This window comes from Nitrospinota bacterium, from assembly GCA_029881495.1.
Classification (GTDB): Bacteria; Nitrospinota_A; UBA7883; order JACRGQ01; family JACRGQ01; genus JAOUMJ01.
Window position 1 is genome coordinate 21,202 of record JAOUMJ010000021.1, and the last position, 26,318, is coordinate 47,519.

30 protein-coding genes and 1 tRNA gene are annotated in these 26,318 nt (G+C 50.0%); 15 read left to right on the forward strand and 16 right to left on the reverse strand.

Annotated features, from left to right (window positions below):
* The first annotated feature begins 3 nt into the window (after positions 1 to 3).
* The gene (hisD, locus tag OEY64_09600; GenBank protein ID MDH5543205.1) at positions 4 to 1,311 is read left to right on the forward strand and encodes a histidinol dehydrogenase; all 1,308 of its coding nucleotides are present in this window, start codon (positions 4 to 6) and stop codon (positions 1,309 to 1,311) included.
* A 49-nt stretch (positions 1,312 to 1,360) separates the two neighbouring features.
* Here hisD and OEY64_09605 read toward each other — a convergent pair whose 3' ends face one another.
* Entirely contained in the window at positions 1,361 to 2,617 is a 1,257-nt protein-coding gene (locus tag OEY64_09605) for a hypothetical protein (GenBank protein MDH5543206.1), read from the reverse strand.
* Positions 2,618 to 2,974: 357 nt separating this feature from the next.
* On the opposite strand from OEY64_09605, the gene rpsF reads away from it, so the two are divergent.
* From rpsF to alr, 7 genes are all read left to right on the forward strand, one after another.
* Positions 2,975 to 3,331, forward strand: coding sequence for a 30S ribosomal protein S6 (gene rpsF / locus OEY64_09610; GenBank protein MDH5543207.1), 357 nt, complete (start codon positions 2,975 to 2,977; stop codon positions 3,329 to 3,331).
* Between the two features lie 9 nt (positions 3,332 to 3,340).
* The gene (gene ssb / locus OEY64_09615) at positions 3,341 to 3,751 is read left to right on the forward strand and encodes a single-stranded DNA-binding protein (protein MDH5543208.1); all 411 of its coding nucleotides are present in this window, start codon (positions 3,341 to 3,343) and stop codon (positions 3,749 to 3,751) included.
* Between the two features lie 25 nt (positions 3,752 to 3,776).
* A complete protein-coding gene (gene rpsR / locus OEY64_09620) occupies positions 3,777 to 4,028 on the forward strand; it encodes a 30S ribosomal protein S18 (GenBank protein MDH5543209.1) in 252 nt (83 codons plus the stop codon).
* 49 nt (positions 4,029 to 4,077) lie between these two features.
* Complete coding sequence (locus tag OEY64_09625) at positions 4,078 to 5,106, forward strand: YybS family protein (GenBank protein MDH5543210.1); 1,029 nt, start codon at positions 4,078 to 4,080, stop codon at positions 5,104 to 5,106.
* Positions 5,107 to 5,127: 21 nt separating this feature from the next.
* Positions 5,128 to 5,673, forward strand: coding sequence for a 50S ribosomal protein L9 (rplI, locus tag OEY64_09630; protein ID MDH5543211.1), 546 nt, complete (start codon positions 5,128 to 5,130; stop codon positions 5,671 to 5,673).
* 245 nt (positions 5,674 to 5,918) lie between these two features.
* A complete protein-coding gene (gene dnaB, locus OEY64_09635; protein MDH5543212.1) occupies positions 5,919 to 7,307 on the forward strand; it encodes a replicative DNA helicase in 1,389 nt (462 codons plus the stop codon).
* 129 nt (positions 7,308 to 7,436) lie between these two features.
* Positions 7,437 to 8,546 (forward strand): alanine racemase, encoded by a 1,110-nt coding sequence (gene alr / locus OEY64_09640; protein MDH5543213.1) that lies wholly within the window; start codon positions 7,437 to 7,439, stop codon positions 8,544 to 8,546.
* A gap of 144 nt (positions 8,547 to 8,690) precedes the next feature.
* Here alr and OEY64_09645 read toward each other — a convergent pair whose 3' ends face one another.
* The 5 genes from OEY64_09645 to OEY64_09665 form a co-directional block, all read right to left on the reverse strand.
* Complete coding sequence (locus OEY64_09645) at positions 8,691 to 9,098, reverse strand: hypothetical protein (GenBank protein ID MDH5543214.1); 408 nt, start codon at positions 9,096 to 9,098, stop codon at positions 8,691 to 8,693.
* A gap of 99 nt (positions 9,099 to 9,197) precedes the next feature.
* Positions 9,198 to 10,121: an SPOR domain-containing protein gene (locus OEY64_09650; GenBank protein ID MDH5543215.1), complete on the reverse strand. Its 924-nt coding sequence runs from the start codon at positions 10,119 to 10,121 to the stop codon at positions 9,198 to 9,200.
* Between the two features lie 80 nt (positions 10,122 to 10,201).
* Positions 10,202 to 11,857 carry an arginine--tRNA ligase gene (argS, locus tag OEY64_09655; protein MDH5543216.1) on the reverse strand — a complete coding sequence of 552 codons (1,656 nt, stop codon included), beginning with the start codon at positions 11,855 to 11,857 and terminating at the stop codon, positions 10,202 to 10,204.
* A 258-nt stretch (positions 11,858 to 12,115) separates the two neighbouring features.
* Complete coding sequence (locus tag OEY64_09660; protein MDH5543217.1) at positions 12,116 to 12,958, reverse strand: arsenite methyltransferase; 843 nt, start codon at positions 12,956 to 12,958, stop codon at positions 12,116 to 12,118.
* Entirely contained in the window at positions 12,955 to 13,284 is a 330-nt protein-coding gene (locus tag OEY64_09665) for a helix-turn-helix domain-containing protein (GenBank protein MDH5543218.1), read from the reverse strand. Before OEY64_09665 ends, OEY64_09660 begins: the two co-directional genes overlap by 4 nt.
* Positions 13,285 to 13,380: 96 nt before the next feature.
* Between OEY64_09665 and OEY64_09670 the strand changes: the two genes are divergently transcribed.
* The 4 genes from OEY64_09670 (at position 13,381) to OEY64_09685 (ending at position 16,035) form a co-directional block, all read left to right on the forward strand.
* Positions 13,381 to 14,010 carry a hypothetical protein gene (locus OEY64_09670; protein MDH5543219.1) on the forward strand — a complete coding sequence of 210 codons (630 nt, stop codon included), beginning with the start codon at positions 13,381 to 13,383 and terminating at the stop codon, positions 14,008 to 14,010.
* The gene (locus OEY64_09675; GenBank protein ID MDH5543220.1) at positions 14,007 to 14,768 is read left to right on the forward strand and encodes a biotin--[acetyl-CoA-carboxylase] ligase; all 762 of its coding nucleotides are present in this window, start codon (positions 14,007 to 14,009) and stop codon (positions 14,766 to 14,768) included. The genes OEY64_09670 and OEY64_09675 overlap by 4 nt, the downstream gene beginning before the upstream one ends.
* A 2-nt stretch (positions 14,769 to 14,770) precedes the next feature.
* The gene (locus OEY64_09680; GenBank protein MDH5543221.1) at positions 14,771 to 15,535 is read left to right on the forward strand and encodes a type III pantothenate kinase; all 765 of its coding nucleotides are present in this window, start codon (positions 14,771 to 14,773) and stop codon (positions 15,533 to 15,535) included.
* A 284-nt stretch (positions 15,536 to 15,819) separates the two neighbouring features.
* A complete protein-coding gene (locus tag OEY64_09685; GenBank protein ID MDH5543222.1) occupies positions 15,820 to 16,035 on the forward strand; it encodes a hypothetical protein in 216 nt (71 codons plus the stop codon).
* A 25-nt stretch (positions 16,036 to 16,060) separates the two neighbouring features.
* Here OEY64_09685 and OEY64_09690 read toward each other — a convergent pair.
* The 4 genes from OEY64_09690 to OEY64_09705 form a co-directional block, all read right to left on the reverse strand.
* Positions 16,061 to 16,134 (reverse strand) — tRNA-Gln (locus OEY64_09690).
* An 11-nt stretch (positions 16,135 to 16,145) separates the two neighbouring features.
* Positions 16,146 to 16,331, reverse strand: coding sequence for a hypothetical protein (locus OEY64_09695; GenBank protein ID MDH5543223.1), 186 nt, complete (start codon positions 16,329 to 16,331; stop codon positions 16,146 to 16,148).
* A 203-nt stretch (positions 16,332 to 16,534) separates the two neighbouring features.
* Positions 16,535 to 16,954, reverse strand: coding sequence for an FKBP-type peptidyl-prolyl cis-trans isomerase (locus OEY64_09700; GenBank protein ID MDH5543224.1), 420 nt, complete (start codon positions 16,952 to 16,954; stop codon positions 16,535 to 16,537).
* A gap of 68 nt (positions 16,955 to 17,022) precedes the next feature.
* Positions 17,023 to 17,334 (reverse strand): RNA-binding protein, encoded by a 312-nt coding sequence (locus OEY64_09705; GenBank protein MDH5543225.1) that lies wholly within the window; start codon positions 17,332 to 17,334, stop codon positions 17,023 to 17,025.
* Positions 17,335 to 17,652: 318 nt separating this feature from the next.
* On the opposite strand from OEY64_09705, the gene OEY64_09710 reads away from it, so the two are divergent.
* Positions 17,653 to 18,831: a cytochrome c family protein gene (locus tag OEY64_09710; protein ID MDH5543226.1), complete on the forward strand. Its 1,179-nt coding sequence runs from the start codon at positions 17,653 to 17,655 to the stop codon at positions 18,829 to 18,831.
* Between the two features lie 25 nt (positions 18,832 to 18,856).
* Here OEY64_09710 and ndk read toward each other — a convergent pair whose 3' ends face one another.
* The 5 genes from ndk to sucC all read right to left on the reverse strand — a co-directional run bounded on the left by ndk (position 18,857) and on the right by sucC (position 24,201).
* Positions 18,857 to 19,267 (reverse strand): nucleoside-diphosphate kinase, encoded by a 411-nt coding sequence (ndk, locus tag OEY64_09715; GenBank protein ID MDH5543227.1) that lies wholly within the window; start codon positions 19,265 to 19,267, stop codon positions 18,857 to 18,859.
* A gap of 2 nt (positions 19,268 to 19,269) precedes the next feature.
* Positions 19,270 to 20,142, reverse strand: coding sequence for a 2-oxoacid:ferredoxin oxidoreductase subunit beta (locus OEY64_09720; protein ID MDH5543228.1), 873 nt, complete (start codon positions 20,140 to 20,142; stop codon positions 19,270 to 19,272).
* The gene (locus OEY64_09725; GenBank protein MDH5543229.1) at positions 20,142 to 21,866 is read right to left on the reverse strand and encodes a 2-oxoacid:acceptor oxidoreductase subunit alpha; all 1,725 of its coding nucleotides are present in this window, start codon (positions 21,864 to 21,866) and stop codon (positions 20,142 to 20,144) included. Before OEY64_09725 ends, OEY64_09720 begins: the two co-directional genes overlap by 1 nt.
* 100 nt (positions 21,867 to 21,966) lie before the next feature.
* A complete protein-coding gene (gene sucD, locus OEY64_09730; GenBank protein ID MDH5543230.1) occupies positions 21,967 to 22,989 on the reverse strand; it encodes a succinate--CoA ligase subunit alpha in 1,023 nt (340 codons plus the stop codon).
* A gap of 45 nt (positions 22,990 to 23,034) precedes the next feature.
* Positions 23,035 to 24,201: an ADP-forming succinate--CoA ligase subunit beta gene (gene sucC / locus OEY64_09735; GenBank protein ID MDH5543231.1), complete on the reverse strand. Its 1,167-nt coding sequence runs from the start codon at positions 24,199 to 24,201 to the stop codon at positions 23,035 to 23,037.
* A 180-nt stretch (positions 24,202 to 24,381) separates the two neighbouring features.
* Here sucC and OEY64_09740 point away from each other — a divergent pair, with 180 nt between their 5' ends.
* Together OEY64_09740 and OEY64_09745 are read left to right on the forward strand one after the other, a co-directional pair.
* On the forward strand, positions 24,382 to 24,846 hold the full coding sequence (locus OEY64_09740) for a pyridoxamine 5'-phosphate oxidase family protein (protein MDH5543232.1): 465 nt from the start codon (positions 24,382 to 24,384) through the stop codon (positions 24,844 to 24,846).
* Between the two features lie 30 nt (positions 24,847 to 24,876).
* Positions 24,877 to 25,209, forward strand: a complete 333-nt coding sequence (locus OEY64_09745) for an outer membrane protein assembly factor BamE (protein MDH5543233.1) — start codon at positions 24,877 to 24,879, stop codon at positions 25,207 to 25,209.
* Between the two features lie 2 nt (positions 25,210 to 25,211).
* On the opposite strand, the gene OEY64_09750 is transcribed toward OEY64_09745, so the two are convergent.
* Positions 25,212 to 26,318, reverse strand: a 1,107-nt coding sequence (locus OEY64_09750; GenBank protein ID MDH5543234.1) for a deoxyguanosinetriphosphate triphosphohydrolase, incomplete at its 5' end; no start/stop codon positions are given.

Below are 26,318 nucleotides of genomic sequence, written 5' to 3' on the forward strand. Positions count from 1 at the left end.
ATTGTGAAAATACTTGATACAGGTTCGGCGGATTTCAACAAACAGTTCGCCCCGCTGGAGAACCGTTTCGATGGCGGGAGCGCGGGGAAGGAAATTACCGCCACCGTTGAAAGGATAATCGCCGATATCCGCAACCGCGGCGACGAAGCCCTTTTTGAATACACTCAAAAATTCGACGGCGTACGCCTCACGGCTGAATCGGTAAAAGTTCCCGCTGGAACCATGAAGAAAGCGGGCGATTCCCTCCCGCCGAAACTTAAAAGCGCGATAAAAACCGCTTTCGATAACGTGAAAAAATTCCACAAACGGCAGGTCGAAAAAAGCTGGATGGTGAAAACGGGGCGCTCATCGAAAATCGGCCAGGCTATCCGCCCGATGGATCGTGTCGGGCTATACGTTCCGGGAGGGACGGCTGCCTACCCATCGTCGGTGATCATGAACGCTGTACCCGCACTCGTAGCCGGGGTAAAGGAGATTGTCGTCTCCTCCCCCCCTTCGCCGGAAGGAAAAATAAACCCCGCGGTGCTCTTCTCCGCCTCTCTCTGCGGAATAAAGGAGTTCTACACCATCGGAGGCGCCCAGGCTGTCGCCGCCTTGGCTTACGGCACAAAGAGCATCAAGAAGGTAGACAAGATAACCGGCCCCGGAAACGCCTGGGTTGCCGAAGCGAAAAGACAGGTATTTGGACAGGTCGATATCGATATGGTCGCCGGGCCGAGCGAGATATGCGTCATAGCCGATGATTCGGCAAATCCGGCGTGGGTGGCGGCGGACCTCCTCTCCCAGGCGGAACACGACCCCCTTTCATGGACGATCCTCGTCTCAACCTCAGACGCGCTCATCGCCAAAGTCTCCGCCGAAGTGGAAAAACAGGTTGAGGGGCTGAAACGAAAGGATATCGCAAGGAAATCGCTTGCCGGGAGATCGTACGCCGTAAAGGTGAAATCTTTGACTGAAGCTGTCGACATCGCCAACAGATTCGCCTCTGAACACCTTGAGCTTTACTGCAAAGGGGCGTCGAAACTTGCCAAACAGATAAAACATGCCGGGGCGATTTTCATCGGCGGTTACTCCCCTGAGGTGCTGGGGGATTACATGGCGGGACCTAACCATATCCTCCCTACCGCGGGGTCGGCAAGGTTCTTCTCCCCGCTGGGCGCGTACGATTTCGTTAAGAAGTCGTCAATCATCGAATATTCAAAGGAAGATTTCCTGAAGATAGCCGATGAGGTGGCCCTCTTTGCGGAATCCGAAGGGCTGGAGGGGCATGCTAAATCGGCAAAGATAAGGAGCACCGGGAAAGCAAAATAAAGCGCGGCCAAGGGCGGCAGATGCCGTCCCTGGCCTGATAAAGCTCCCCCTACTTGTTCGATACCATTAAAGCGCCGTCTATACCACAGAGCTTCCTGTCACCTTTTACAGGTTCGTCGTGGCAGGAGTTGCATACGCTTGTCGGCTCGCCAATTGTCTTGCCGGAAGCTATGCTGAGGAGCTGCAGACCACCATCCTCAACCGCCCCGTCGCTGTCGCGATACCTGAGCGAAAGAATGGCGTATTTGCCGTCGGGCGTTGACATAACTCCGTGGTTTTCAACGGCAACCTTGGAGCCGCCTATCTCCTCGGTGTTGACTATCGGTTCTGCCTTAAGATCCTTCGCGTTGAAGGCGACAAAGCGATCTACGCCAGCTTGGAAGATCATCTTGCCGTCGGGCGTCCAGTCCGACCTGAATGCCATCGAGCCACCGGATGGGGTTACTCCCGAAAGCGAACCGGATGAAATTATGCTTCCGCTGTTTACATTGCCGGAAACAACATCATCCATTTTCAGCAAATAGGTATCCCACGCGCCAATCTGATCCCCCTTTTTCCCGCCGCCACCTTCGGTTCTGCAAACGGCTACATAGAGGGTTTTCCCGTCAGGACTGCTGCTGCCATGCGAAAAGATGTAGTTATCGTCGCTACCGCGAAAATCCTTGATCATCGTCCTCTTGAAATCCTTCCCGGACATCAGATCCATGCCGTTAACCATTTTGGTTTTCGGGATGGCGTCGATGTAGGCCGGATGACTCATGGTAAGAGGAACGTGATATTCCGCGGTCTGCCCCGAACCGCAGTAGATGATCCCTATTTTCGCTTCGGGATCCTCCTTGTTCACGTCTACGGTAACATCCACTCTGGAGTTGTCGGCAAGATTGATGTACCCTGCGTGCGCCTTGCCGTTATTCTTCCCCTCGGTGCCATCAGCAACAATTGTGGAGTAAAAGAGCTTGGTGTTGTCGGGGCTCAAACGCACATCGTGCAAAACATGTGTCTTATTCGGTGCGAGCGCCTCTCCCTTCTTTTGCTGAATTGACGCGTCTGAAACCAGTATCCTTTTCAGTTTGGTCACCGTGATGGGATTCATCGTATTGGATGGGTCTATGACCACAGAAGCCTTGGCAATATGCCCGCCGTTTGTGCCCGCTATATAGATGGTGCCCGAATATACGCTGTTCTCCGCGGCCGGACCGGAACTCGCGCAACCGCCAAGCAGAAGAGAAGCGAAGAGTGCAAATGAAATGGCCAGCGAGCCAGGAAGAAACCATCTCAATTGCGTTTTGGATTTGGAATGAATCATAAAATGCCCTCCTTGACTGAAAACGACAATTAATTTGAAGAAAATCTGTCCAGTCAATATTCCTATGTATAAAACTACGCCTTATTAACCAAATACTCAATATAAAAATTCCTCTTACCATGCAGGTGCAAAACCATCGGCATGTACGCATGGCTAGTATATCTAATTGATATATTTGCCTTTATGCCGCCGGTTAGCTATCGAAAATGAGGCAAGTTAAGGTGCGCCTACCTATCCAATCCCCCGCTTGCTCCCGAATATGTTGTATTTGCGACCCTATTATGGTAAAAGTTCGTTCTTTAACATAACTTTGCTCCGTCGCCTGTCGGCGGGGCTATAACCAAAAAGGAGTGGAAATTGCCCAATAAACAGTACGAGATGGTCTTTATCACAGACCCCGAAAAATCGGAAGATCAGCAAAAAGAGATAACGGAATCTATCAAGAACCACATCACAAATGCCGGCGGCAACGTCGAAACCGTTGAGCAATGGGGTAAAAAAAGGCTCGCGTATACCGTTAAAAAACAGCGGTATGGCTACTACACACTGTTTCACTTCACAGCCGAGGCGAATACCATCGCAGAGCTTGAGCTTTCACTGAAACATAATGAATCCATCCTCAAATGGATCATGCTCAACCGCCACCCTCAGTCGGTAACGAAACCGCCTGTAGGCGAAACGGTTTCACAATCGTATTACGATAACGATAGATAGGAATCAATTATGGCGAGCCTCAACAAGGTTTTTCTGATAGGCAACCTGACGCGCGATCCGGAACTGCGGTATATCCCTTCGGGACAGGCCGTAGCCACGCTTGGATTGGCCGTAAACAACAGATACGGCAAGGGTGAGGATCAGAAGGACGACGTTCTGTTCATCGATGTTACCGTTTGGGCCAAATCCGCCGAAAACTGCGCGGAGTACCTTAGCAAGGGTAGCCCTGTATTTATCGAGGGGCGGCTGAAATTCAGAACATGGGAACAGGACGGGCAGAAGAGGTCAAAGATAGACGTAACCGCCACTTCGGTACAGTTTCTGCCACAGGGTGGCAAACAGGGTGGCAGTGGCAAAACAAACAACGCCGAGGGGTATGATGACGCACCCCCGGTAGACGATGATGATGTTCCCTTTTAACCAGGGATGATTTTGGAGAAATAAAATGGCAAGACCGGTAATGAAGAAAAAGAGAAAAAAAGTATTCCTGCAGAAAAAAACATGCCGCTTCTGTGCGGATAAAATAACCTATATCGACTACAAGGATGTAAAAACATTGCGCACGCTGACAACCGAACGCGGAAAGGTCATTCCGGGACGCGTATCGGGGAACTGCGCAAAACACCAGAGGGCGGTTACAAGAGCTATCAAGATCGCCCGAAACATAGCCCTTTTACCCTTTACCATAGAGTTATAGGGCGCTTCCCCCTGCTAGGGAAGTACCTGATGGAAACGGTGGAGATACTATGAATCAGCCGGAACATAACACCGGCGGCGCCGAGCCGGATAGGGTCATCGGAAATCCGAATCCCGTGTTCGGCCTGCTTGTCGCGCCGTTGCTGAGCTTTGCGATGTACATTGCCGTCTTTTTAATCCCTGTGCTGGGATTTGCGATAAACATGCTTGCGCCGCTTCCGATGATCTATTACTTCTTCACTCACGGCAGACAGCCTATGTATTTTGCATTGATCCTCTCCGCATTGGCCTCGGCAATTGTCCTTGGCACTTTGATGGAAGATTCTGGGTTCGGCCTACGCATGGGGCTCTTTTATCTTCTCTCGCACGGATTGGTTGCCGTTCTGATCTCGGAAATGATCTTGAGGCGCGATGACATGGAGAAAACCGTCTTTACCGCCACGTTCATCCCGATGATTGTCACAGGATTGGTATTCATCGCCATATCACCGGTTTCACTCGGCGAACTCTACGTTTCACTCCTTGAAAAGACAAGATTGATGCTTGGAGAAACCGTAGTAGCGTATCAAAACGCCGGGATTCCGCCTGAACAGACCCAGATGCTGAGCCAGAATATCGAGGAAACGTCGATGTGGATAGTAAAACTGATACCGACGACCAGCGTAATAGGCTACCTGTTGCTTGCGATGTTGAATTACTATGGATACAAGAGGATTCAGAAAAGGTTTCCCTTTCTCCCTTCAACCGTGAGGTCAACCTTAAGCAAATGGTACCCTCCTGACAAAACCGTATACGTTTTTATCGCTGGCGCGCTGGCGGTCTTTTTCTTCAACGGAATCCTTGGATCGATCGGGGTAAATGTGGTGCTTATACTGATAAGCCTGTACTCCCTTGCCGGCATGGCGGTAGTTCAATTTTTCCTTGAAAAATACAATGTCGTATTGTTCTTGCGACTTCTGGCATATTCGATAATAATAGTACAGCCGTTTTTCCTGAGCATGGTTGCGGGGCTTGGCCTTTTCGACCTCTGGTTTGATTTCAGGAAAATACGAAACAATGTTGAAAATCATGGTGTTTAGTCACACCAGAGGAGGAATAAAATGGAAGTAATTTTAAAAGAAGACGTGGAAAAACTTGGTGACGCGGGCCAGAATGTAAAAGTCGCGGATGGTTATGCGCGCAACTATCTTCTGCCGCAGGGGCTCGCCGTAAAAGCCACCGCCTCGGCGATTGAGATAATCAAGGAACATATGAAGGCAAGGGCAAAACGGCTTGCTGAACAGAAAACCGACGCTGAAAAAATGGCCGCTGAAATGGGCAAGATCACTCTTGTATTCGTCAGACGCACCGCCGACGAGGGGCGCCTGTACGGCTCAGTAACCCCTTCCGAAATCGGCAACGCCATCATCGAAAAGGGATTTGCCATCGATAAAAGGAAAGTGGTCATGGACCTGCCTATCAAAAAGGTGGGCGAACACAAGGTTTCAATTAAACTTCATCCTGAAGTCAGGGCAGTAGTTACCGTTATCGTCAATGCAGAAGAGGTAGATCAGGCAGAGATCGCCGAAAGAGCAAGGCTGATGGAAGAAGCGGAGCTTGCCGAGAAAAAAGAACGTCAGGAAATGGAAGAAAACAGAGAAGAATAAACATTAACCGCCGGTTCTTTTTTCATAAATGGAGCCGGCGGTTAGTTAATTTTCCGCCCTGAATCGCGTTCACTGATAAAATTAATTGATTCTCTTTCCATTTTTGATTATCTTCTCTACTGGCTTTCCATTTTTACGTTTCCTGTTATTGCTAAACGTAAAGGTGGCGATGTTTCATGCTTCAAAATACCCAGGGATAACTTGAAGGATGAAATGGGGAACATCTGAAATTAATTGGAGATTCTATGGTTAGGGAACTTAATGCCCGCGTAAACACCCTGCCGGGGAGAGTTCCCCCTCAAAACCTCGGAGCCGAACAGTCGGTGCTCGGCGGAATCCTTTTTGACAACTCCTCCCTGCCGAAAGCATTGGAATCACTTAAAACCGGCGAGGAGTTCTACTTTCCTGCCCACAAACTGATATACGCCGCGTTCATAGAGCTTTTCGAGAAAAGCGAACCAATCGACCTGATGACGGTCTCAGAAGCTCTACGGAAGAAAAAACAGATCGACGAGTCCGGCGGACTTGATTATCTCGCTGAACTGCTGGAGATGATACAGACGGCGGCAAACGTCGGCATACACTCCAGGATAGTCAAGGAAAAAGCCTTGCTAAGGCAATTGATATCAACCGCGGGGGATCTTGTAAACCTTGGTTTTGAAGACACTGACGATGTAGACAACATTATCGACAGAGCCGAACAGATGATCTTCAAGCTTGCGGAAGAGAGGATCCAGCGGGGCTTTATTGATATGAAACAGCTGGTTTCTACCGCCAGCGAACATATCGAAGCGCTCGACAGGAACAAAGAGCTTATTACGGGGCTTTCGACCGGATTCAAGAGAATAGATGAAAAAACCGCCGGCTTCCAAAAGGGGGACCTTATCATTGTCGCGGGACGCCCTTCGATGGGAAAAACAGCGCTATGCATCAATATCGCCGAGAATGTCGGGGTATTCAATCAGCAAGCAGTCGCTTTTTTCTCGCTTGAAATGTCCTCGATGCAACTGGCGCTAAGGATGATATCTTCTCTAAGCCATGTTCCTCTCCACAAGATAAGAACAGGGTTTGCGGCAAAGAACGATTGGGCGAATTTGCATAAAGCATGCGGTCAGCTCTTTGATTCAAATATCCACATCGACGATACTCCGATGCAGAGCGTTCTCGACATTCGCGCCAAAGCAAGAAGACTGAAGGCGGAAAAGGGGCTCGACCTTATAGTTATCGACTACCTCCAGCTGCTCCACTCCAACACAAGAAGCGAGAACCGCGTGCTTGAGATAGGTGAAATGACGCGATCCCTGAAAGGCCTTGCGCGCGAGTTAGAAGTTCCGATAATCCTCATTTCACAGCTTTCACGAAAGGTGGAGGATCGTCCGAATAAGAAACCCCAGCTCGCCGACCTCCGCGAATCTGGCGCGATCGAACAGGACGCGGATATCGTCGGATTTGTTTACAGGGAAAGTTATTACGACAGGGATAACTTCGACATTCAGGGGAAGGCAAGTTTCATTATCGGCAAACAGCGAAACGGCCCTACCGGAGAGATCGAACTTGCGTGGAATGGCGAATGCACGCGATTCGACAACCTCTCATACGAAACACCGGACGAAAGCAATTTTATTGAAGGATAGACAGCTTTGGTCGCCGACAGAGCCGAGACACGCGCGAACAGGTGAAATAATACATTTGGAGAACTATCATTATTCCTATATGAAGAAATTTGGCGAATTTTCCAAACAAGCCATGATGGAGGGCGCGGCATGTCCTCCCTGAAAGCGACGATAGACATTTCCGCTTTTCGTCATAACCTCAAGACAGTCTCCAAAATAATCGGAAAGAACTGCCATATCCTCCCCGTGATCAAATCGAACGGTTACGGTCACGGCCTTCTCCCCCTTGCAAGAGAAGCTTTGAAAAACGGCGTTAAACTCCTTGGGATTGGAACGGTCGATGAAGGAGTGGAGCTCCGCAGGGCTAAGATCGGCTCCCCCATTGTGGTTCTGGACGGTTTCTTCAAGGAAGAGATAGATAGCATCATCCATAACAAATTGACGCCTGTGGTTTTTTCCATCGAAATGGCCCAGGAGCTGAACCGGGCCGCAAAAACTGCAGGCAAGACGGTGTCTGTTCATCTTAAATTCGATACCGGAATGTCCCGCTTCGGCATACCATTCCATGAATCGGATGACACAATTACCAAGGTGAAGCGTCTTGGCAATTTGAATATTGAAGGGGTGATGACACATCTTGCATCGTCGGCAGATCCTTCCTCGCCTCAGACCGAATTCCAGCTATCACGTTTTGAGAAGATTCTGGAGCGCTGCAGATTGAAGGGCATCACGCCGAAATGGATACACGCGGCGAACAGCGGCGGAATTGTCTATTTTAAAAACTCCCATTACAACATGGTGCGCCCCGGAATTATCCTGTACGGAATTCCACCTTCAAATGTTAAAGGGATAAAACATGAATTCAAGCCTGTGATGACCCTATCGAGCAGGATAGTTTCCGTAAAAACGGTCCCTTCCGGCGAGGGGGTGGGCTACAACGCGACATACATAACGCCGAGGCCGAAACGGATCGGTGTTGTGATGGGGGGATATGCCGACGGCATCAACAGGCATCTTTCCAACCGGGGAACGGTGCTCTGGAAATCTAAAGCGCTGCCGATCATCGGCAATATCTGCATGGATAACTTCATGATAGACCTTAGCAAGGCTCCATCGGCCAAACGTGGGGACGAGGTTATCCTACTTGGCCCCCAGCATGAAAACATCTCTGCCCAGAAGTGGGCGGAAATGGCTTCCACTATTTCATATGAAATTTTCTGCAATATAGGCAAAAGGGTAGAAAGGGTCATTAAACCTTAATACCTGCAGAATTTTGAAGCCCTGAGAAAATCTGCTGGCGGTTTATTGCGCCTCCAGGCCGGATGAGTTCCTTTATTGCTCGGTCAAGATAAAAAAAAAGGCCATCGGCTTGCGCCGATGGCCCTAATAAAAAACAGAACTTTCTTACTTGCTCATCAATACGACAAAGGTCAGAACCAGCTGTCCGCCGTTATCGGAATTGAAGGTTACCCTGTGGGACGGGCTTCTCGCATCCTTGTTCCTTGTCTTCCAGTTGAATGAAGCGGTGCTCCCTTTATCTTCAAACTTGGCGCCTTCAGGCAATCCTGTTGCAGTAATGGATTTTCCGTTAGCACAGGAAATCTCAGCCGAGACAGAGTTGCCAGCCGCAACCTCGATAGTTCTCCCTCTTGCAGGCGGATTGCTGGTAAAGGTCATATCGCACGCCTTTGGACCCTCTTCAACCGATGAAGGAGCCTCCTGAGCCGGCGCAGGCGGCGGCGGTGTAGCACAAGCCAAAGTCCCAGCAACAACCGAAACAACTAGCAGGAAACCTATTTTCCTGAAATCCATACAAATCCTCCCACAAAAAATAATTTAAATCATCGGGCAGTTTATGCCCGTCTAATTACGCAAGAGTATCTTAACATTACACTGATTAATTAATCAACTTCACTCGGGTTTCTGATACCTGTCAACCCTTACCTGCAGCCCCTCCTTCTTGCGAATATGCAAAACCTCTCGAAGAGCGTCGTCACGCGTCCTAAAACCGCCAATCCTTACGCGATACCAAACCGAACGGGATCTGGTGAGCTTATGAATATACGCCTTATGCCCTTTCTTTTTCAGAAGTTTTTCCAGTTCCTCCGCCTCATCCCTGCTCGGAAATGTAGCTACCTGTATCGTATAGAGAGAATCTTCAAGAATACCGGAGCGGTCCACAGCGACCTCGGTTCTCGGTGCGGAAGGGAGCGGTTTTATAATCCTGCCAGCCTCCGGCCCGGATGGTGAGAATGGTGGGAGCACCGGTTTTACAACCTTTGCTTCAATCTGCTTGCCATTACCACCGGAAACCGTGCTCTTTTTCGCGGTATTTGAAGAAATTATTCGTTTTTGAAGATTCGTGCTTTTGAAGATGGGAGAAAAAACAGTTTTGGAATTTTCAGCGATGGTTTTCATACGAATATCACCGCTTTTTTCCGACGGCACACTTCTCTGCACGGGGAGTTCGGCATCCATGGATATCTCGACCAGATTTTCATCCCCCTTTTTCGCCTCCTCGACAGACGGCTCCGGTGCCTCCATTCTGCTCTCTACAGGCTCCGTAGGGGGTATATCAGCGTTTTCTTCCCCCGAAACGGCATCCAGCCTCTCTTCCAGCTTCGAAAGCTCCTCCATTGCCTCATTGGTAACAACAGCCGCGTCACTTCTGTAAACTTCGGCCTCCTGGATCTCCTGTGAGGACGATTTCCTGCTGATGAGGTGCCCAAGGGAAAACGAGAGAACGGAGATGGCCACAATACAGCCGAGTATCAGATATACCTGCACTTTGGTAAAAGTCATACTCTCTTCCGGCAGGAGGCCACCTTTTTTCATCCCAGCTATTCTAACTTACTTTTTATTCGTGTGTAAGTGCCACCCGGCATCGAAAATGGATGATGAAATCCGGAGCTTTGTCACATCTTTTCCGGTGCGTTCACCCCAAGGATCGACAATCCGTTGGCAAGAACCACTCTCACCCTTGATATCATCGCGAGGCGGGCGTTCGTCAATCGTTTATCATCGGTCACTACCCGGTGAAGATTGTAAAATTTATGAAACAACCCTGCCAGCTCCCCAAGATAATGCGTAATCGGGTGAGGCGACAGGTTCGCGGCACAATCGGCAACAAGATCGGGGAACGCCAGAGCCTTCTTGATCATCCGGAACTCCTCCTCGCTCTCCAGCGCTCCCAGATCGGCGTTGAGAGGCGGAATTTCCGCGTACCCATTCTCGCGGGCTGTTATCAAGATATTGCATATCCTCGCATGGGCGTACTGCACATAATAAACCGGGTTCTCGCTTGACTGTTCTTTTGCCAAATCTATGTCAAAATCAAGATGGCTGTCATAACTCCTGAGCAGGAAGAAAAAACGGGCGGAATCAACACCGACCTCATCCACTACATCCTTCAGGCTGGTGAACTCCCCGCTCCTTGTGGACATCGCAACAACCTCCCCCCCCTTTTTCAGGTTCACGAGCTGGATAAGAAGCGTCTTCAGGCTTTCCGGATCGTGCCCCAGCGCCTTCACGGCCGCTTTCATCCGCGCCACATATCCATGGTGGTCGGCTCCCCATATGTCTATCAGCTCCGAGAAACCCCTCCTGTATTTGTCTGCATGGTAGGCGATATCAGCCGCAAGGTATGTCGTGGCTCCGTTTCCCCTTTTAACAACGCGGTCCTTCTCATCCCCGGCGGATGTCGTTTTCAGCCAGAGCGCCCCGTCGCTTTCGTATATCTCACCCTTTGCCACGAGGTCCTTAATAACCCCCTCCACTTTTTCCCCTTCATGGAAGGTTTTTTCGCTTGTCCAGTTGTCAAAGGAGACGCGAAAGTTATCTAGATCCTTTTTTATGTCGGAGAGAATATGGTCGGCGGTGTATTTCGTAAAGAAGGAAAGCGCCTCGGCTTCCGGCTTGTCCAGAAACTCCCTCCCATGCTTTTCGACAACCTCTCCGGCGATATCCTTGATGTAATCACCCTTGTAGCCGTTTTCCGGAAACTCCATGCTCTCGCCAAACGATTCCCTGTAGCGAACGTATGTCGACTTCCCGAGGTTTTCCATCTGCAGGCCCGCGTCGTTGACGTAATACTCCGTGGTGACATCATGCCCGGCCTTTTTGAGGAGACGCGCAAGGACATCTCCAACGGCGGCTCCACGCCCATGCCCGATATGCAGAGGCCCTGTCGGATTCGCGCTTACGAACTCTATCATTATCCTGCCGCCGCTCTTCGGCTCGCCGTTCCCGTACTCGGAAGGATTGTCGGGAATCGACTTGAACTCTTCGTGCCACACCGACGGTTTTATGAACATATTTATGAAACCCGGCCCTGCCGAGGTAACGGATGAAAAGATTTCGTTCTTCCCTAGCTCTTCCAGAAGTTTGGCGGCAATTTTTTGCGGCGCGCTTTTCAAAGGCTTCGCGCAGACCATCGCCGCGTTGGTGGAAAAATCTCCGAATTTCTCCTCAGGGGGAACCTCGATAGCTATCGCGAGCGTTTCGAAATCTGCCATCTCCCCGAACACATTAACGAGAGCTTCCTTTACGGCGGTTCTTACTTTTTCTTTCATGCTCTTTCCATAAGTTTAAAGAGCGACATTATAAGGTGATACCCCCCTTCCTACAAATGGCAATAAGGAATATCGCACGGTCGATGACCCGCCGCCTACCATGGATATTAAAATTGCACATTGAAGCTGTTAAAAGCATGAACTCATCTACCGGCTATAAGGAGCTTTACCCCCGGATACGGCTACCATTAAAAGCCTGTATCCGGGGACCTCAAGAACCGGTAAATGTTATCGCTTTCTGGACTCAGAAATTGAGGCTTACGGTTTCACCCCTTTTATATCTGCCGAATCGACATACGAATCGAGGCCTGTCCCCGGGGCCCAGTCCGCCACCAGTATCTTGCTTATACCTTTCGGTGTTACCGACACATCCTTGAAACCGGCATCGGTCAGCATTTTCTCCAGCTCCTTTACACCCGCCGCACCAGATACACATCCAGAAAGGAGAGCTAGGTCGTTCTTGATCTCTTCCGGAAGCTCCTTGAGCGCGACTACATCCGAGACGGCAAGCCGTCCGCCGGGCTTCAACACCCTGAAAGCCTCGCGAAATACAGAGTTTTTATCTGGAGAGAGGTTTATTACGCAGTTGGAGATGATAGCGTCAATGCTGTTGTCGGCTATCGGGAGGTGTTCTATCTCCCCCAGGCGAAAATCGACATTTTTAAGGCCTAGCTTCTCGGCGTTCATTCTCGCCTTGGAAAGCATATCGGGGGTCATATCGACCCCTATTACCTTCCCCTTTTCTCCGACCTGGCGAGCCGCCAGAAAGGCGTCAAAGCCTCCCCCTGCCCCGAGGTCCAGAACCGTCTCCCCTTCCTTCAGAGAGGCTATCTGTTGCGGATTACCGCATCCAAGCCCCATGTTGGCCCCTTCCGGCATTCCGGCGAGGTCTTCCTCCGAATAACCGATCTTTCTCGAAATATCCTCTACGGGAACCTCGGTTTTCGTCTCCGTATCGCTTCCACAGCACGATTTTGAAACTACAACGGCCACCGGAGCCTCGGAACCGCAACCACACCCCTCCATTCGTCCACTCTGGGCGACCTTTGCGTAATTCTCCCTTACCGCTTTCCTTATCTCATCCATCTGACTGGCATTCATTTATTTTCCTCCTCTGTTTTATTTTGCATATTAAAAAAATTGTTAAGAAGCTCTATCGTCTCACTATTGAGCGTGCAGCTTATGAATTTGCCGTTTCTCTCCATTTTTACCAATCCCGATTGATTCAGCTCCTTCAAGTGATGGGAGAGGGTTGATTGAGCAATGCCGAGATCTTTACCAAGGTCGCCGACAAATGCCACCACCTTCTCTTGTGTGGAACAGCAGTCGTTTTTATCGCTCTCCCCCTTGGGTGGACAACACTCCATCAGTTTTTGAACAATGGATATCCTATGCTCGTTGGATAACGCTTTGAAAACGTAAGCCAATTCTTCCGTTGAAATGCTTCGATACTTCGACATATCTATATATATCGATATATCCCGCCCAATGTCAAGAGAAATCTTAGCTGATAAAATATCTGCATGAGAAAGCTGATCCCTCTTGCCATATTCTCCATGGCTTTCGCGCTTATTGAGGCGGCAGTTGTCGTCTACCTTCGCGAGCTCTACTACCCGCACGGATTCGGATTTCCCCTTGCTCCCCTCCCCGGCGAAAAAGTGTACGTTGAAATTATTCGTGAGGGGGCCACGCTTGCAGTGCTCGCTTCAGTCTCGTTCCTCTCGGCTGGCGACAGGGGGAGGAGGGTCTGCTACTTCATCTTCTCATTCGGATTATGGGATATCTTTTACTACGTCTGGCTGAAGATATTTCTCGACTGGCCCGCCACCCTCCTTGCGCCCGATATCCTTTTCCTCATCCCTGTGATCTGGTGGGGGCCTGTCCTCGCCCCGGTGATAGTAGCTGCCACGATCTCCGTTGCCTCCCTTCTTTTCCTTAACAAACTTGAAACCGGGAGCGCACCGAAAATCAAAACACGGCATCTGATCATGGTACTGTTTGCCGCATCGGTTATCCTCTATACTTTCATGGCGGACGCGTATATTCTTGAATCCGGAAAAATGCCGCCGCCATTCAGATGGTTTGCTTTTGCGGCGGGGGAACTTTTGGCGCTAGGCGCATTGGCGGATATGTTTTTTATGGAGAAAAAATGAAGGCAGGTGTGATCGAAAATGGTTTAACCACCAGGTCGCTTGGAAGAAAACTTACCGTGCTCTTCGAGGTCGATTCCACAAACAAATATGCTTCCAGGCTGTTCAAGGAAGGTAAACTTTCCGGCGGCATGGCGATAGTAACCGATAAACAGACTGCGGGTCGAGGGAGACTTGAGAGGGAATGGTATTCGGAAGGGGGCCTGGCGATGACCCTTGTTCTTGAAATGGATATGCCAACGCACAAGCTCGGCGGCATTACCCTCACGGCGGGGGTCGCGGCGGTAATGGCGCTCTCCGAACTGACGGGAAAAAGGTTTCAGATAAAATATCCGAACGACATCATGTTCGACGGCCGTAAAGCGGGTGGGATACTTTCAGAGCTCAAGATCGACGAAAGGCAATTCGTCCTTATCGGCATAGGGATAAACGTGAAGCAGGACTCTTTCCCTGGCGAAATAGCAGGGATCGCCGTGAGCCTCAGGCAAGCAGGTGCCGACGTAACCTTAGAAGAAACCGCCGCGGCCATAATAAACAAACTAGAAGAGATGCTCGACCTCTTCCATAAGGGGTTCAAATATGTAAGGCCGCACTGGATCGAACATAACTATACTCTCGGAAAGAATATTACAGTTTCTAACCCTGCCGGAGATATCGTCGGAAAGGCCATCAACCTTGATGATGACGGCAACCTGGTGCTTGAAACCGCCGGGGGGGTCGTTAAACTGAATGCAGGCGATTTTACAGTAATGGAAAACTGAAGATGCTCCTTGCTATCGACATTGGAAACACCAACACCGTTATCGGCGTATTCGACGGCGAAAACCTGAAATACAAATTCCGGCTAAGCACAAACCACTTCGACACTTCCGATGAAATATCGTTCAAACTATCGGGATTGCTCGAGCAGAAGAATGTCCCTGCCAACAAGCTCTCATCGATCATCATCTGTTCCGTGGTACCGCATCTCACCGGACATTACATCGAGCTTTCCAGGTCCGGCTTTAAATTGACCCCGTTGATAGTCGGCCCCGGCATTAAAACAGGAATATCGATCCTCTACGATAATCCCCGTGAAGTTGGGGCCGATCGCGTGGCAAACGCCGTTGGGGGCTTCAAGCTTTTTGGCGGACCGCTGATCGTGGTCGATCTCGGAACGGCGATAACATTCGACGCAGTATCGGCAAAAGGGGATTACATGGGGGGGGCGATCGCGCCCGGTATAGAAACGTCCATGTCCTCGCTCGTAAAAAAAGCGGCGCAGCTAACGGAGGTCTCCCTATTCCGGCCCGACAAGGTTATCGGCAAGAACACCATCGAGAGCATGCAGTCCGGCTCTGCATACGGTTTTGCCGGACTTGTGGACGCGATAGTAAACAGGATGAAAAGCGAGATAGGCGGCAACCCCAAGACTATCGCCACAGGAGGCCACTGCGTATGGATACAGGGGTTATGCGAAACTGTCGATGATGTTTCTCCCGACCTTACGCTTTGGGGCCTTTACTACATATATCTGCAGAATAAATAGAAACGCTCGAAAAATCATTCTATCCGCGCTCCATCGACCCCGACTCGCAAACTAAACGGACGTCCTGTCCGTTTGCGCTCCCTCTCCGGTCGCGCCGTTTGCTCGCTTTCGATCCCTTGACAATCGGCTATCCAAGGAAAGAAATGGAGTATTAAAGAGAAACGCTTATCTGAGGTAAAATGGCTCAGAATCAGGATTCTGGATTTTACGAAGAGAAGCGAGTGATACAAGACGCGTGAATCCGAGGCGAGGGAGCGTACTACCGTACGTGACCGAAGCTGAGGATGAAACGCAACGAAGTAGCGCGACGCTTATCTGAAGTAAAATGGCTGGCCCCCAAGGGATCGGTCACTCTCGCGTTGCTCCTGCAACGCTCCATCGACCCCGACTCGCAAACTAAACGGACGTCCTGTCCGTTTGCGCTCCCTCTCCGGTCGCGCCGCTTGCTCGCTTTCGATCCCTTGACAATCGGCTATCCAAGGAAAGAAATGGAGTATTAAAGAGAAACGCTTATCTGAAGTAAAATGGCTGGCCCCCAAGGGATCGAACCTCGATTCACAGATCCAGAATCTGCTGTCCTACCATTAGACGAGGGGCCAAAAATTAACTATTATTTTTGAAATGGATCCTCGGTATCGCCCTTTCGCGTATGGTACTTGCTGTCCAGCAAAAACTGCTCAGCGCTCATCATTGCCGTTTTTACATCGTAAAGGGTAAGCATCGGATAACGCTTGATTATCAACTCTGCTATATCCTTCGCGAGGATTATGCTTTGTGGACTATTTTCTTCTTCCATATTTATACCGTCGGGATATTACCTATATTCTTAACACGCAAACCAGCCAAACTACAAGAAAAAAAAGAGGGCTATCAAAAAAGCAACCCCTATTGCCGGTTAACAGCATACCGTTTTTCACCTGGAAACCGGGGTTGTTTCAACAAGCACTCCATAACATCATAACAAAAATATAAAAGAGGCCTCAAATGACCTGCGTGTGCCTAGGAAATCGAGACTATCTCGATGTCAAAAACGAGCGTTTTCCCCGCCAGCGGATGGTTCCCGTCCAGAATCGCATGGTCGTCATTCAGCTCTTTTACCCAATAAACCTGATTCTCATGGTCGGCATCAGCGAGCGGATCACCCAATTTCACGTTCTCAGGAAGGTAGTCTGTCGGCACTTTTCCCAAAAGCTCTTCCCTGTATTCGCCGTATCCTTCCTCTGGTGAGATATGAATCTCCTTTTTTTCCCCTTCTCCCATGCCAAGAACAGCTTTACTCATGCCAGGGATCACTTCATGGCTGCCAGCGACAAATCCAAAAGGTTCTCTTCCATCCGTCGAATCGAAGACTTCTCCATTCTCCAGCTTCCCGATGTAAAGAATTTCCACCTTGTCGCCATCTTTTACCTGCCTGCCCATAATATTTCCCTTCACTCCAAGCGGGAATTTCTTCCCAGGTTATAAAAGCGGCCTATTCCACTTAAAATTTACTGACGGTTTCCACCGGGACCTCTCCCGCCTCCGGGACCTCTGCCACCACCGCGCGTATTCTCCTTCGGCTTTGCCTTGTCAATCCGTAAAGGTCTTCCAGAAAAATCTTTCCCATTGAGGCTTTCAAGGGCCTTTTCGGCCTGGTCCTCATTCCCCATTTCTACAAAACCAAAGCCTTTTGACCGCCCGTTATAGGCGTCAGTTATTATTTTAACGGATTGAACCTCTCCAAATTCAGCGAAAAGGTTTTTCAGCGCCTCTTCGTTTGTTGTAAAAGGAAGGTTTCCGACATAAAGCTTGTTGTTCATGGAAAAATAATACCTCCAGATGCGCCCCAGAACAATCCGGTTTCAAAGGGGTCTATCCAATTGAATTGCATTTGGAAATGAAACCGTATCTTGGGATTCCCGACTGTCTGCTGGCGAATTTTCTTTACTACCCCTCTCAATAAATATGTATATTTATTTTATCAAAGTGAGATGGAATAGATAAATTTTTTTTCAGCACTTTGAATTTAAACAGCGTTTTTTCCGGGAATCGGTCGTCTGCATTTGCAATCGACGGTATTCCAGAAAACAATAAATTGATTGGTCGTAGCAGTGATTCGGTGGTAGTTTTATAAAACTATGAAATTCAGGAAGATTGCGCTGTATCTGTTTTTATTTGCAATCACAGCTTTCCTCTACCATCGACTGACGATGGAACTCCGCTTTTTCAACGTCACGCCGGAATTTGAGCTTCCTCAGCAAGTCACGATACCATACGGCCTTGATTCGATAAGCGCCAGGAGTTGCGGAACGTGCCATTCTGAAGTTTACGAAGAGTGGAAAAAATCCATCCATTCCCAGGCGTGGACGGACCCCTATTTTCAGGTCGATTTCATATTCGACGGCTCCCAGCAGATATGCCTTAACTGCCATACCCCGCTTGTGGACCAGCAGGAAAATCTCGTAACCGGATTCAAGGATGCGGCAAAGTTCGAGCCTATACTTGAACCGAACCCGAATTTCGATAAGGCGCTGAAGGACGAGGGTGTTACATGCGCCGTCTGCCACGTCAAGGATGGCGTTATCCTTGGGAGGTACGGTATCGAAAACGATGCTCACCCGGTTAAAGCCGATCCCGCTTTCAGCGATGGGAACAGTGTCTGCCGCAAGTGCCACCAGGTATTCACGAATAGATGGGACACATTCCTGAAGATGCCGTTATGCGGCACCTTCTTTGAGGTTGAGGCAAGCGGAAAACCTGTCGATTGCCAGCAGTGCCATATGGAAAAAGTAGAAAGAGCTCTCATCCCAGGCGGCCCTGTTCGTTTGGGTGGAAAACACCTTTGGCTCGGAGGACACGACCAGGCAAATGTAGCCAAGGCAATTTCAGGAAAAATTGAAGAGACCTCAACGGAAGAGACAATTAAAGACGGAAAGAGGGAGTACACTCTCTTCCTTACCAATACAGGCGCGCATCACCGCCTCCCTACAGGTACGCCGGACCGCCACCTTGAGATAACATTCAGACTTCTGGATAAAACGGGAAAACCGCTAAAGGAGATCAAACATATTCTTCAAAGAGTAATCCTCTGGAGACCTTTCATGGTCGACCTCTGGGATACGAGAATACCTTTCAACGAAACGGCAAAATACAGTTTCAAGTTTGAGAGCGATATCACCCCTGAGCCGGCAGTAGTGGAGGCAACCGTGAGATACGGCCTATTGCGTGAAAGCAGACGGCTTAGAATAGGTTACGAGAACAGCGAGCCGATTACATATCCGATCCTGAATCTGAGATCGGAAGTCGGGGGCCGGTAATCCCGGCCCCAAACCAGAAAATTAATTATCTTTCGAGTCCGCTGAAGAAGAACGGAACTTCCCTGTGCGACGACTTTTCGGAGTCGGAGCCATGCACGGAATTCCTTTCGATATCGACTGCGAAATCCTTTCTTATGGTACCTTCCTTTGCGTCCTTCGGATTCGTAGCCCCCATCAGGTCGCGCCAACCGAGTATCGCGTTCTCCTTTTCGAGGGCAAGGGCGATTATCGGGCCTGAGGACATGTATCCGCAGAGCGAGTCGTAGAAAGGCCTTCCATCGTGCTCTTTGTAGAATTCTTTCGCTTTTGCAACCGAAAGGTTCAGCTGTTTCATTGCGACGATGCGAAAACCGTTCTCAATTATTCGGTCGATTATCTTCCCCTGCTTGCCCCGTTCAAGGGCGTCAGGTTTTATCAGTGCTAAAGTCTTTTCAATACTCACGGTTTGTACTCATCCATAATAATGTTCAGGTCGTAGTTCTTGTTGCCTCCAACCTTTTTGTTAAGTGCCTGAAGATTCTCGACCAGTGTCGGTTTTTTCGCCTTATAAAAGAGCCCTGTATAGAACTGTCCTAACGGTGGATTGATCGCCTTGTCAAGCGCCTGCACCAGGTCGTCCGACTTATGGTCTGCCGGCAACTCGATTACCCTCTCCTTGTAGTAATCGAATGTGTCTACCTTATTGAACGTCAGGCAGGGGGAGATGATATTCACGAAGGAGAAACCCTTGTGTTCGATGGCCTGTTTTATAAGTTCTGCCATCTGCTTCGGGTTTCCGGAGAACGCCTGTCCCACGAATGTCGCGCCGTAGGTCAGAACGTACGAAAGCGGGTTGACCGAGCTCGTATCGGGCGAGCCATAAGGGGTTGTCACCGATACAAATCCTGAATCGGATGTTGGGGAAACCTGTCCCTTGGTAAGCCCGTAAATGTGGTTATCCATCAGTATGTAGGTTATGTCAGTATTTTTCCTCACGACGTGTGGAACGTGCCCGCCGCCGATGGAAAATCCGTCGCCGTCGCCGCCGAACGCGATAACTTCAAGGTTCGGGTTTCCGAGCTTGATGCCGGTTGCGACCGGCAATGCCCTTCCGTGGAGTGAATGAAAACCGTAGGTCTTCAGGAAGTACGGAAGACGACTTGAACACCCGATGCCCGAAACCGCAACTGTGTTCTCTATAGAGAGTTGCAGTTCTGCATATGCTTTCTGCACTGCGCTCAGTACGCCGTAGTCTCCGCAACCGGGACACCATACGACCCTTATGTCGTTTTTATAATCTTTTGCCTTCAATGGAACTGTAGCGGTAGTCATCAGATTACCTCCTTTATTTTTGCAAGTACCTGCTTCGGAGTGAGAGGCAGGCCGCCGTAAACATTGTACTTAATAGGTTCAAGGTTCGTCTTGGAGCGTATTATTTCGGCAAGCTGACCCTGCTTGTTTATCTCAGGGATAAGTATCTTCTTGCAGTCTTTCGCAAATTCGGCAATTGCTTTCACCGGCACGGGCCATACCAGCTTGGAATGGAGAGCTTTCACTTTCAGCCCTTCAGCAATCGCCATATCGGTAGCTTCGCGGACCGTTCCGAGGGTCGAACCCCAGCTAATCAGGCCGACGTCTGCCTTTCCGCTCCCTTGCACTTCCGGTGCCGGGATATCGGCTTCAATGTTATCGAGTTTTTTAAACCGCTTATCGCTCATGGAGGTGTGAACTTCCGGTGCAAAACTCGGGGCGGATGTCTCGAAATGCTCAAGTCCCGTGGAGATATAGGTTCCTCCCACGTCACCAGGATGCGACATCGGCGAAATGCCTGAATCGGTCAACTGATATCTCTTGAAGTCAGCCTTTCCGTTCGGCTTGTACCTTTCGCGGTTAATTATCTTATAGCTCTTGGGATCAGGCCTCTTTATTGACTCGGTCCTGAACCCAAGCGAACCGTCGGAAAGAACCAAAACTGGAATCTGGTACTTTTCAGAAAGGTTGAACGCGAGGACCATGATATCGACGATGTCCTGGACGTTCTCCGGAGAAAGGACTATCCTCGGCGCGTCGCCGTGACCGCCGTGGGCTGCCATGAAGAGGTCGGACTGTTCATGTTTCGTAGGCAAGCCTGTTGCCGGACCACCCCTTTGGACGTCAACAATGACGCAAGGTATTTCAGCCATGGAGGCATATCCGAGAAGTTCCTGCATTAGCGAAAGGCCTGGGCCGGATGTGTTTGTCATTGCTTTTGCGCCCGCATAGGCGGCACCAAGGACGTTGGCAAGCGATGCTATTTCATCTTCCGCCTGAACTAGCGTGCCATCGAGCTTCGGGAGATAACGCGACATCCAGATCGCAATCTCGGTAGCGGGAGTTATCGGGTAACAGCTTAGAAAGTTGCATCCGGCGATAACTGCTCCAAGACCCGCGGCCTCGTTACCCGAAATGATGATGACATCATCTGGCGATTTATTCGTTTTTGCCATACGGAAATCGTCCGTTTTTTTATGATTTTCCTTAACGTAGTTTGCGCCTGCTTCGATCGCCTGAAGGTTTATCCCTACAACTTTTTCACCCTTCTTCCCGAACTTGCTGTGAATGGTATCCCTTACCGATTCAAAAGGCATTTCGAACAGCTGAGAGAGAGCGCCCAGAGCAACCATGTTTTTGGCGCGGTACATCTCGAGATCCTTCTTCGCAATCTGGGACATAGGGACGTTGTAGCTTATGACGCCGTCTATCTTTACTTCTTCCTTGATATCGCCGCCCGGGTAGTCGTAAACGAGCACTGTGCCGGGTTCGAGGAACTTCCTGTTGTTATCGAGGGCCTCCTGGTTGAACGCGCAAAATACGCTGAAACCGGAACCCTCTGATTTTATCGGCTCTGATGAGAACCTTGTCTGATACATGGCGTAACCGCCGCGTATTTCCGCCGGGAACGTCTTGAATGTCAAGACCTCAAGCCCCGACCTGGCGGCTGCCTGGGCTATCATATCTCCGGCACTGATGACCCCTTCGCCACCTTCACCACCGATCCTTATTATCAAATCACTCATTATGCACTCTCCATCCTCGTTTGTTCACTCGTCATTAAAGAGAAAAAACAACACGCAGACTTTATGCCTGCAGATTGCCCATCTACTTTGCCTACCTTCCTTATGCTTTTTTCCTGACCTTTTTCTTTGCCTGAGCCTTTTTTGCCGGTTTTTTCTTCACCACCTTTTTCCTGGCGGAGGCCCTTCTTTCTGCCGATCTTCTTTCCGTTTCTCTTCGCGTCGTTTTTTTCCTTTTTTCAACTCCAGAAGAGAGTTTTGCGAGAGCTTTCTTTACGTTTTCGCCGATATCGGCTGGGCTTAAACAGACATGGATTCCCGCCTTTTTCATAGCGCTCATTTTGTCGGCGGCAGTCCCCTGTCCGCCGGAAATGATAGCACCCGCGTGCCCCATCCTTCGCCCTGGAGGAGCCGTCTGCCCCGCAATGAAACCTACAACCGGTTTTTTGACATTCTTTTTAATGAAGTCCGCGGCGGCCTCCTCGGCATTCCCCCCGATCTCCCCTATCATCACGATCGCCTCTGTTTGTGGATCTTCATTGAACAGTTTCAGGGCATCAATAAAATTGGTGCCGTTTACCGGATCGCCCCCGATACCGATACAGGTAGACTGCCCGATGCCGAGAGCCGTGAGCTGACCGACCGCTTCATAGGTGAGCGTGCCTGATCTTGATACTACGCCGACTGGCCCCTTTTTATGAATATGCCCCGGCATGATACCGATCTTTGCCTGTCCCGGAGTGATAACACCCGGACAGTTGGGGCCGATAAGGCGGGAACTGCTCCCCTCTATCGATCTTTTCACCTTTACCATGTCCTGCACCGGGATCCCTTCCGTTATGCAGACAATAAGCTCAATACCGGCATCTACCGCCTCCAGGATCGCGTCCGCCGCGAACGGTGGCGGAACGAATATCATCGTCGCGTTAGCGCCCGAAGCCTGTTTCGCCTCGGCAACCGTGTTCCATACCTTGAAACCGTCGACAGTCGTCCCACCCTTGCCTGGAGTTACTCCGCCAACAACATTTGTACCGTAATCACGGCAACCCTGGGCGTGAAACATACCTTCCTTGCCGGTGATACCCTGCACAATAAGTTTCGTTTTTTTACTTACAAGAACGCTCATAGAAGCTCCCCTACTTCAATTCGGTCATTTATGAAACCGAACCAGTTAATTACCTTTTAAAGCGGCTACGGCCTTTTGTGCGCCGTCTCGCATCCCATTGCCAATTATAAAGTTGAGACCGCTTTTGGCAAGTATCGCGCGCCCCTCTTCCACGTTGGTCCCTTCCATACGGATAACGATAGGAACCTTTATGTTTATCTTTCTAGCGGCGTTCACCACTCCGTTTGCCAGCCTGTCGCAACGGAGGATTCCACCGAAGATGTTTATGAATATCGCCTTAACCGTATCGTCCGACACGATTATCTTCAAGGCTTCCTCTATCTGCTCCTCGGAAGCGCCACCGCCTACATCAAGGAAGTTCGCCGGCTCCCCGCCAGAGTGCTTTATGATGTCCATCGTTCCCATGGCAAGTCCGGCTCCATTCACCATGCACCCTATGTTGCCGTCCAGCTTTATGTAGTTGAGATTGTATTTTGAGGCCTCAATTTCCAGAGGATCCTCCTCATTGAGATCCCGGTACCCAAGCGCGTCCTTGTGACGGAAGAGGGCGTTATCCTCATATCCCAGCTTGGCGTCGAGAGCGAGTATCTTTCCGTCCTTTGTCTGCACCATCGGATTGATCTCTGCCATATCGAGATCCTCGGACACAAAAGCGTTATAGAGTTTCATTATGAATTTCGAGGCTTCGCCAATAAGCTCGGCCGGGAAACTCAGGCCGAAAGCAAGCTGTCTCGCCTGATAAGGCATTATCCCAATAGCCGGGTCGACATATACTTTCAGGATTTTCTCCGGCGTAGCGGCGGCTACTTCCTCTATCTCCATCCCCCCCTCTGTGGACGCCATGATGACGTTCCGGGAGGATTCCCTGTCCTGTACTATTCCTATGTAGAGTTCCCGCTCGATCTTGCAGCCGGCCTCTATAAGGAGTTTTTTAACTTTTTTACCTTCGGGTCCGGTCTGGTGGGTAACCAGAGTCATCCCCAGAATGCTCTTCGCATGCGACTCGGCTTCATCAGCTGAATGGGCCAGCTTTACGCCACCCCCTTTGCCTCGTCCTCCGGCATGTATCTGAGCCTTTACTACCACCGGGAAACCGCCAAGTTTTCCAGCAAGTTCTCCGGCATTATCGTTTACCTCGGTCATGAACCCCTCAGGCACGGGTATACCGTATTTTCTCAACACTTCTTTCGCCTGATATTCGTGTATCTTCAAAGTTTCTCCTCCAAACAATGGGAATCCATTAGAAGCGAAAAGATACCATGTTTAAAGCCGATTTTGCAACCAGATATGGCCTATATCGTTCATCTTCAAGGGAATTTACTTAAGTGCGATTTTCGGTTTTAAGGTACAATGAACTTTTTAAATTTTGGGACATTTGAACGGGATATTTAAATGGCAAAACTTTTTGATTCACTGGAACAGGAACATATAGATTTCATAAACGCCCAGAAATTATTCTTCACGGGCACCAATTCCGGTTCGAAAGGGGTCAATATCTCGCCGAAAGGGATAGAACCTCTGAAAATACTTGGCCCGAACAGCATCGCATATATTGATTTCATCGGCAGCGGAAACAGGATGGCAGAAGATCTCATGGAAGGGAGCCCGGTGACGATCATGTTCTGCAGTTTCGACGAGAAGCCGTTGATCCTGAGGCTCTACTGCAATGGGAAAACGATAAAGAACGGCGAACCGGGCTTTGACGACAAGATATCCCTCTGGAATCGCAAGCCTGACAAGAATATAAGGCAGGTATTTATCTTCGACATCACCAAAGTTATGACATCCTGCGGATGGGGTGTTCCGCTTTTCAAATACAACGGCGAGCGGTCGGAAAGCAGAAAACTCACCGGCTAGGCAGCCATTTTTTTAATAAGGGAAACATTGATGATAAGGAACATACTTCTGGTAGCCGCCGCCATCGCCTTCTCCTACATGCTCAGCATAATGCTGATGGGATGCGCAACCGATAGGCTAGCCCTCCATGAAAAAGCCGCGATCTCCGATTCGAAGATCCTGAAAATCCAAAAAGGGAGGAGCACAAGAGAGGAGATCAGGGGTATCTTTGGAGAGCCTTTTGACACAGTGACCTTAAACGGCAAAGAGAGCTGGTTCTACAAGGATATCAATCTGAAACCGCTCTACCTTGAGTTCGACAAAAACGGCGTCGTCTCCGACTTTGAATCCAACGGTAAAGATTCCGTACCTGAAACCGACTGAACCTACAGCGAGGTAGGGAAAAGGTCGTTATAGGTCTTGAGCGCGAACCCGTCCGTCATCCCCGCAACGTAGTCGCAGACTATCCTTTTCTCCTTGCCGATCTTCCTTGCCTCATTGAAATGCCGCTGCACCGATTCGGGAAAGAGCGTCGGCTCCTTCAGAAAAGCATTGAAAAGACTCTCAAGCACGACCCGCGCCTTGTGCTCCATCCTTTTCACCCCTGACTGGTCATACATGTTTTTCCTGAGAAAATTTTTCAGATCCTGATGCTTCCCCTTTATTTCGGGGCTGAAATCGGCGATCTTCTCCCTGTTATTGCGGATATCGTCGATCCCTTTCGGCGAAAACTTTTGCAGGTTCCCGGCTGTTGTTTTTATCAGATCGGCTACCAGTTCCGCGATGATGTACCGGATGATCTGGTACTTCCTTATCTTTGACGAAAGGTTTGTATATTTTCCCGATATCGCCTTTTCCCCCTCTACCCAGAACACGCACCCCTTTAACATCTCTTCGGTAATGGTCGTAGCCTGCAAACCGTCGTCGAGGTCGTGCGTGCAGTATGTTATCGGATCCGCAAGATCCACTATCTGCGCCTCAAGGGTAGGGTTCGGATATCCCGCGAATTCATCTTTTAGCGGTTCGTCCTGCCCCGGGTTTTTCTCAAGCCCCTTTTTGGCCACTGCCTCCCGAAGCTCGTATGAAAGGTTCAGTCCAGGGAAATCGGGGTAACGGTGCTCGATGTGGCAGATGATCCTGAGCGTCTGGGTATTGTGCTCAAACCCTCCATCGTTCAGCATCAATCCATGCAGTATATCCTGCCCCTTGTGCCCGAAAGGGGCGTGCCCTATATCGTGGGCGAGGGCGGCCGCTTCGGTCAAATCCTCGTTGAGCTGTAACGCACGCGCTATGGAGCGGGATATCTGGGCCACCTCCAGCGTATGCGTAAGCCGTTTCCTGAAAAAATCCCCCTCCTGATTGAGGCTTGTGTAGACCTGCGTTTTGCTCTCAAGCCTTCTGAACGCCGCCGAGTGTACTATCCTGTCCCTGTCGTGCTGGTACGGCGAGCGGTAATCCCCCTCCGGGTCGTCCCCCGCCGGTTCCGTGTGCGC

What these genes read in the sequence shown, in the direction of transcription:
- OEY64_09685 (MDH5543222.1), top strand. Translation starts at nt 15,820, where the DNA reads ATGAAACGCAACGAAGTAGCGCGACGCTTATCTGAAGTAAAATGGCTG.
- argS (MDH5543216.1), bottom strand. Translation starts at nt 11,857, where the DNA reads ATGAAAGAAAAAGTAAGAACCGCCGTAAAGGAAGCTCTCGTTAATGTG.
- OEY64_09725 (MDH5543229.1), bottom strand. Translation starts at nt 21,866, where the DNA reads ATGAGTGATTTGATAATAAGGATCGGTGGTGAAGGTGGCGAAGGGGTC.
- OEY64_09740 (MDH5543232.1), top strand. Translation starts at nt 24,382, where the DNA reads ATGGCAAAACTTTTTGATTCACTGGAACAGGAACATATAGATTTCATA.
- OEY64_09695 (MDH5543223.1), bottom strand. Translation starts at nt 16,331, where the DNA reads ATGGAAGAAGAAAATAGTCCACAAAGCATAATCCTCGCGAAGGATATA.
- OEY64_09625 (MDH5543210.1), top strand. Translation starts at nt 4,078, where the DNA reads ATGAATCAGCCGGAACATAACACCGGCGGCGCCGAGCCGGATAGGGTC.
- OEY64_09705 (MDH5543225.1), bottom strand. Translation starts at nt 17,334, where the DNA reads ATGAACAACAAGCTTTATGTCGGAAACCTTCCTTTTACAACAAACGAA.
- OEY64_09700 (MDH5543224.1), bottom strand. Translation starts at nt 16,954, where the DNA reads ATGGGCAGGCAGGTAAAAGATGGCGACAAGGTGGAAATTCTTTACATC.
- OEY64_09720 (MDH5543228.1), bottom strand. Translation starts at nt 20,142, where the DNA reads ATGACTACCGCTACAGTTCCATTGAAGGCAAAAGATTATAAAAACGAC.
- rpsR (MDH5543209.1), top strand. Translation starts at nt 3,777, where the DNA reads ATGGCAAGACCGGTAATGAAGAAAAAGAGAAAAAAAGTATTCCTGCAG.
- ssb (MDH5543208.1), top strand. Translation starts at nt 3,341, where the DNA reads ATGGCGAGCCTCAACAAGGTTTTTCTGATAGGCAACCTGACGCGCGAT.
- OEY64_09670 (MDH5543219.1), top strand. Translation starts at nt 13,381, where the DNA reads ATGAGAAAGCTGATCCCTCTTGCCATATTCTCCATGGCTTTCGCGCTT.
- OEY64_09605 (MDH5543206.1), bottom strand. Translation starts at nt 2,617, where the DNA reads ATGATTCATTCCAAATCCAAAACGCAATTGAGATGGTTTCTTCCTGGC.
- alr (MDH5543213.1), top strand. Translation starts at nt 7,437, where the DNA reads ATGTCCTCCCTGAAAGCGACGATAGACATTTCCGCTTTTCGTCATAAC.
- OEY64_09675 (MDH5543220.1), top strand. Translation starts at nt 14,007, where the DNA reads ATGAAGGCAGGTGTGATCGAAAATGGTTTAACCACCAGGTCGCTTGGA.
- rplI (MDH5543211.1), top strand. Translation starts at nt 5,128, where the DNA reads ATGGAAGTAATTTTAAAAGAAGACGTGGAAAAACTTGGTGACGCGGGC.
- OEY64_09660 (MDH5543217.1), bottom strand. Translation starts at nt 12,958, where the DNA reads ATGAATGCCAGTCAGATGGATGAGATAAGGAAAGCGGTAAGGGAGAAT.
- OEY64_09645 (MDH5543214.1), bottom strand. Translation starts at nt 9,098, where the DNA reads ATGGATTTCAGGAAAATAGGTTTCCTGCTAGTTGTTTCGGTTGTTGCT.
- OEY64_09710 (MDH5543226.1), top strand. Translation starts at nt 17,653, where the DNA reads ATGAAATTCAGGAAGATTGCGCTGTATCTGTTTTTATTTGCAATCACA.
- OEY64_09650 (MDH5543215.1), bottom strand. Translation starts at nt 10,121, where the DNA reads ATGAAAAAAGGTGGCCTCCTGCCGGAAGAGAGTATGACTTTTACCAAA.
- sucD (MDH5543230.1), bottom strand. Translation starts at nt 22,989, where the DNA reads ATGAGCGTTCTTGTAAGTAAAAAAACGAAACTTATTGTGCAGGGTATC.
- dnaB (MDH5543212.1), top strand. Translation starts at nt 5,919, where the DNA reads ATGGTTAGGGAACTTAATGCCCGCGTAAACACCCTGCCGGGGAGAGTT.
- OEY64_09745 (MDH5543233.1), top strand. Translation starts at nt 24,877, where the DNA reads ATGATAAGGAACATACTTCTGGTAGCCGCCGCCATCGCCTTCTCCTAC.
- OEY64_09680 (MDH5543221.1), top strand. Translation starts at nt 14,771, where the DNA reads ATGCTCCTTGCTATCGACATTGGAAACACCAACACCGTTATCGGCGTA.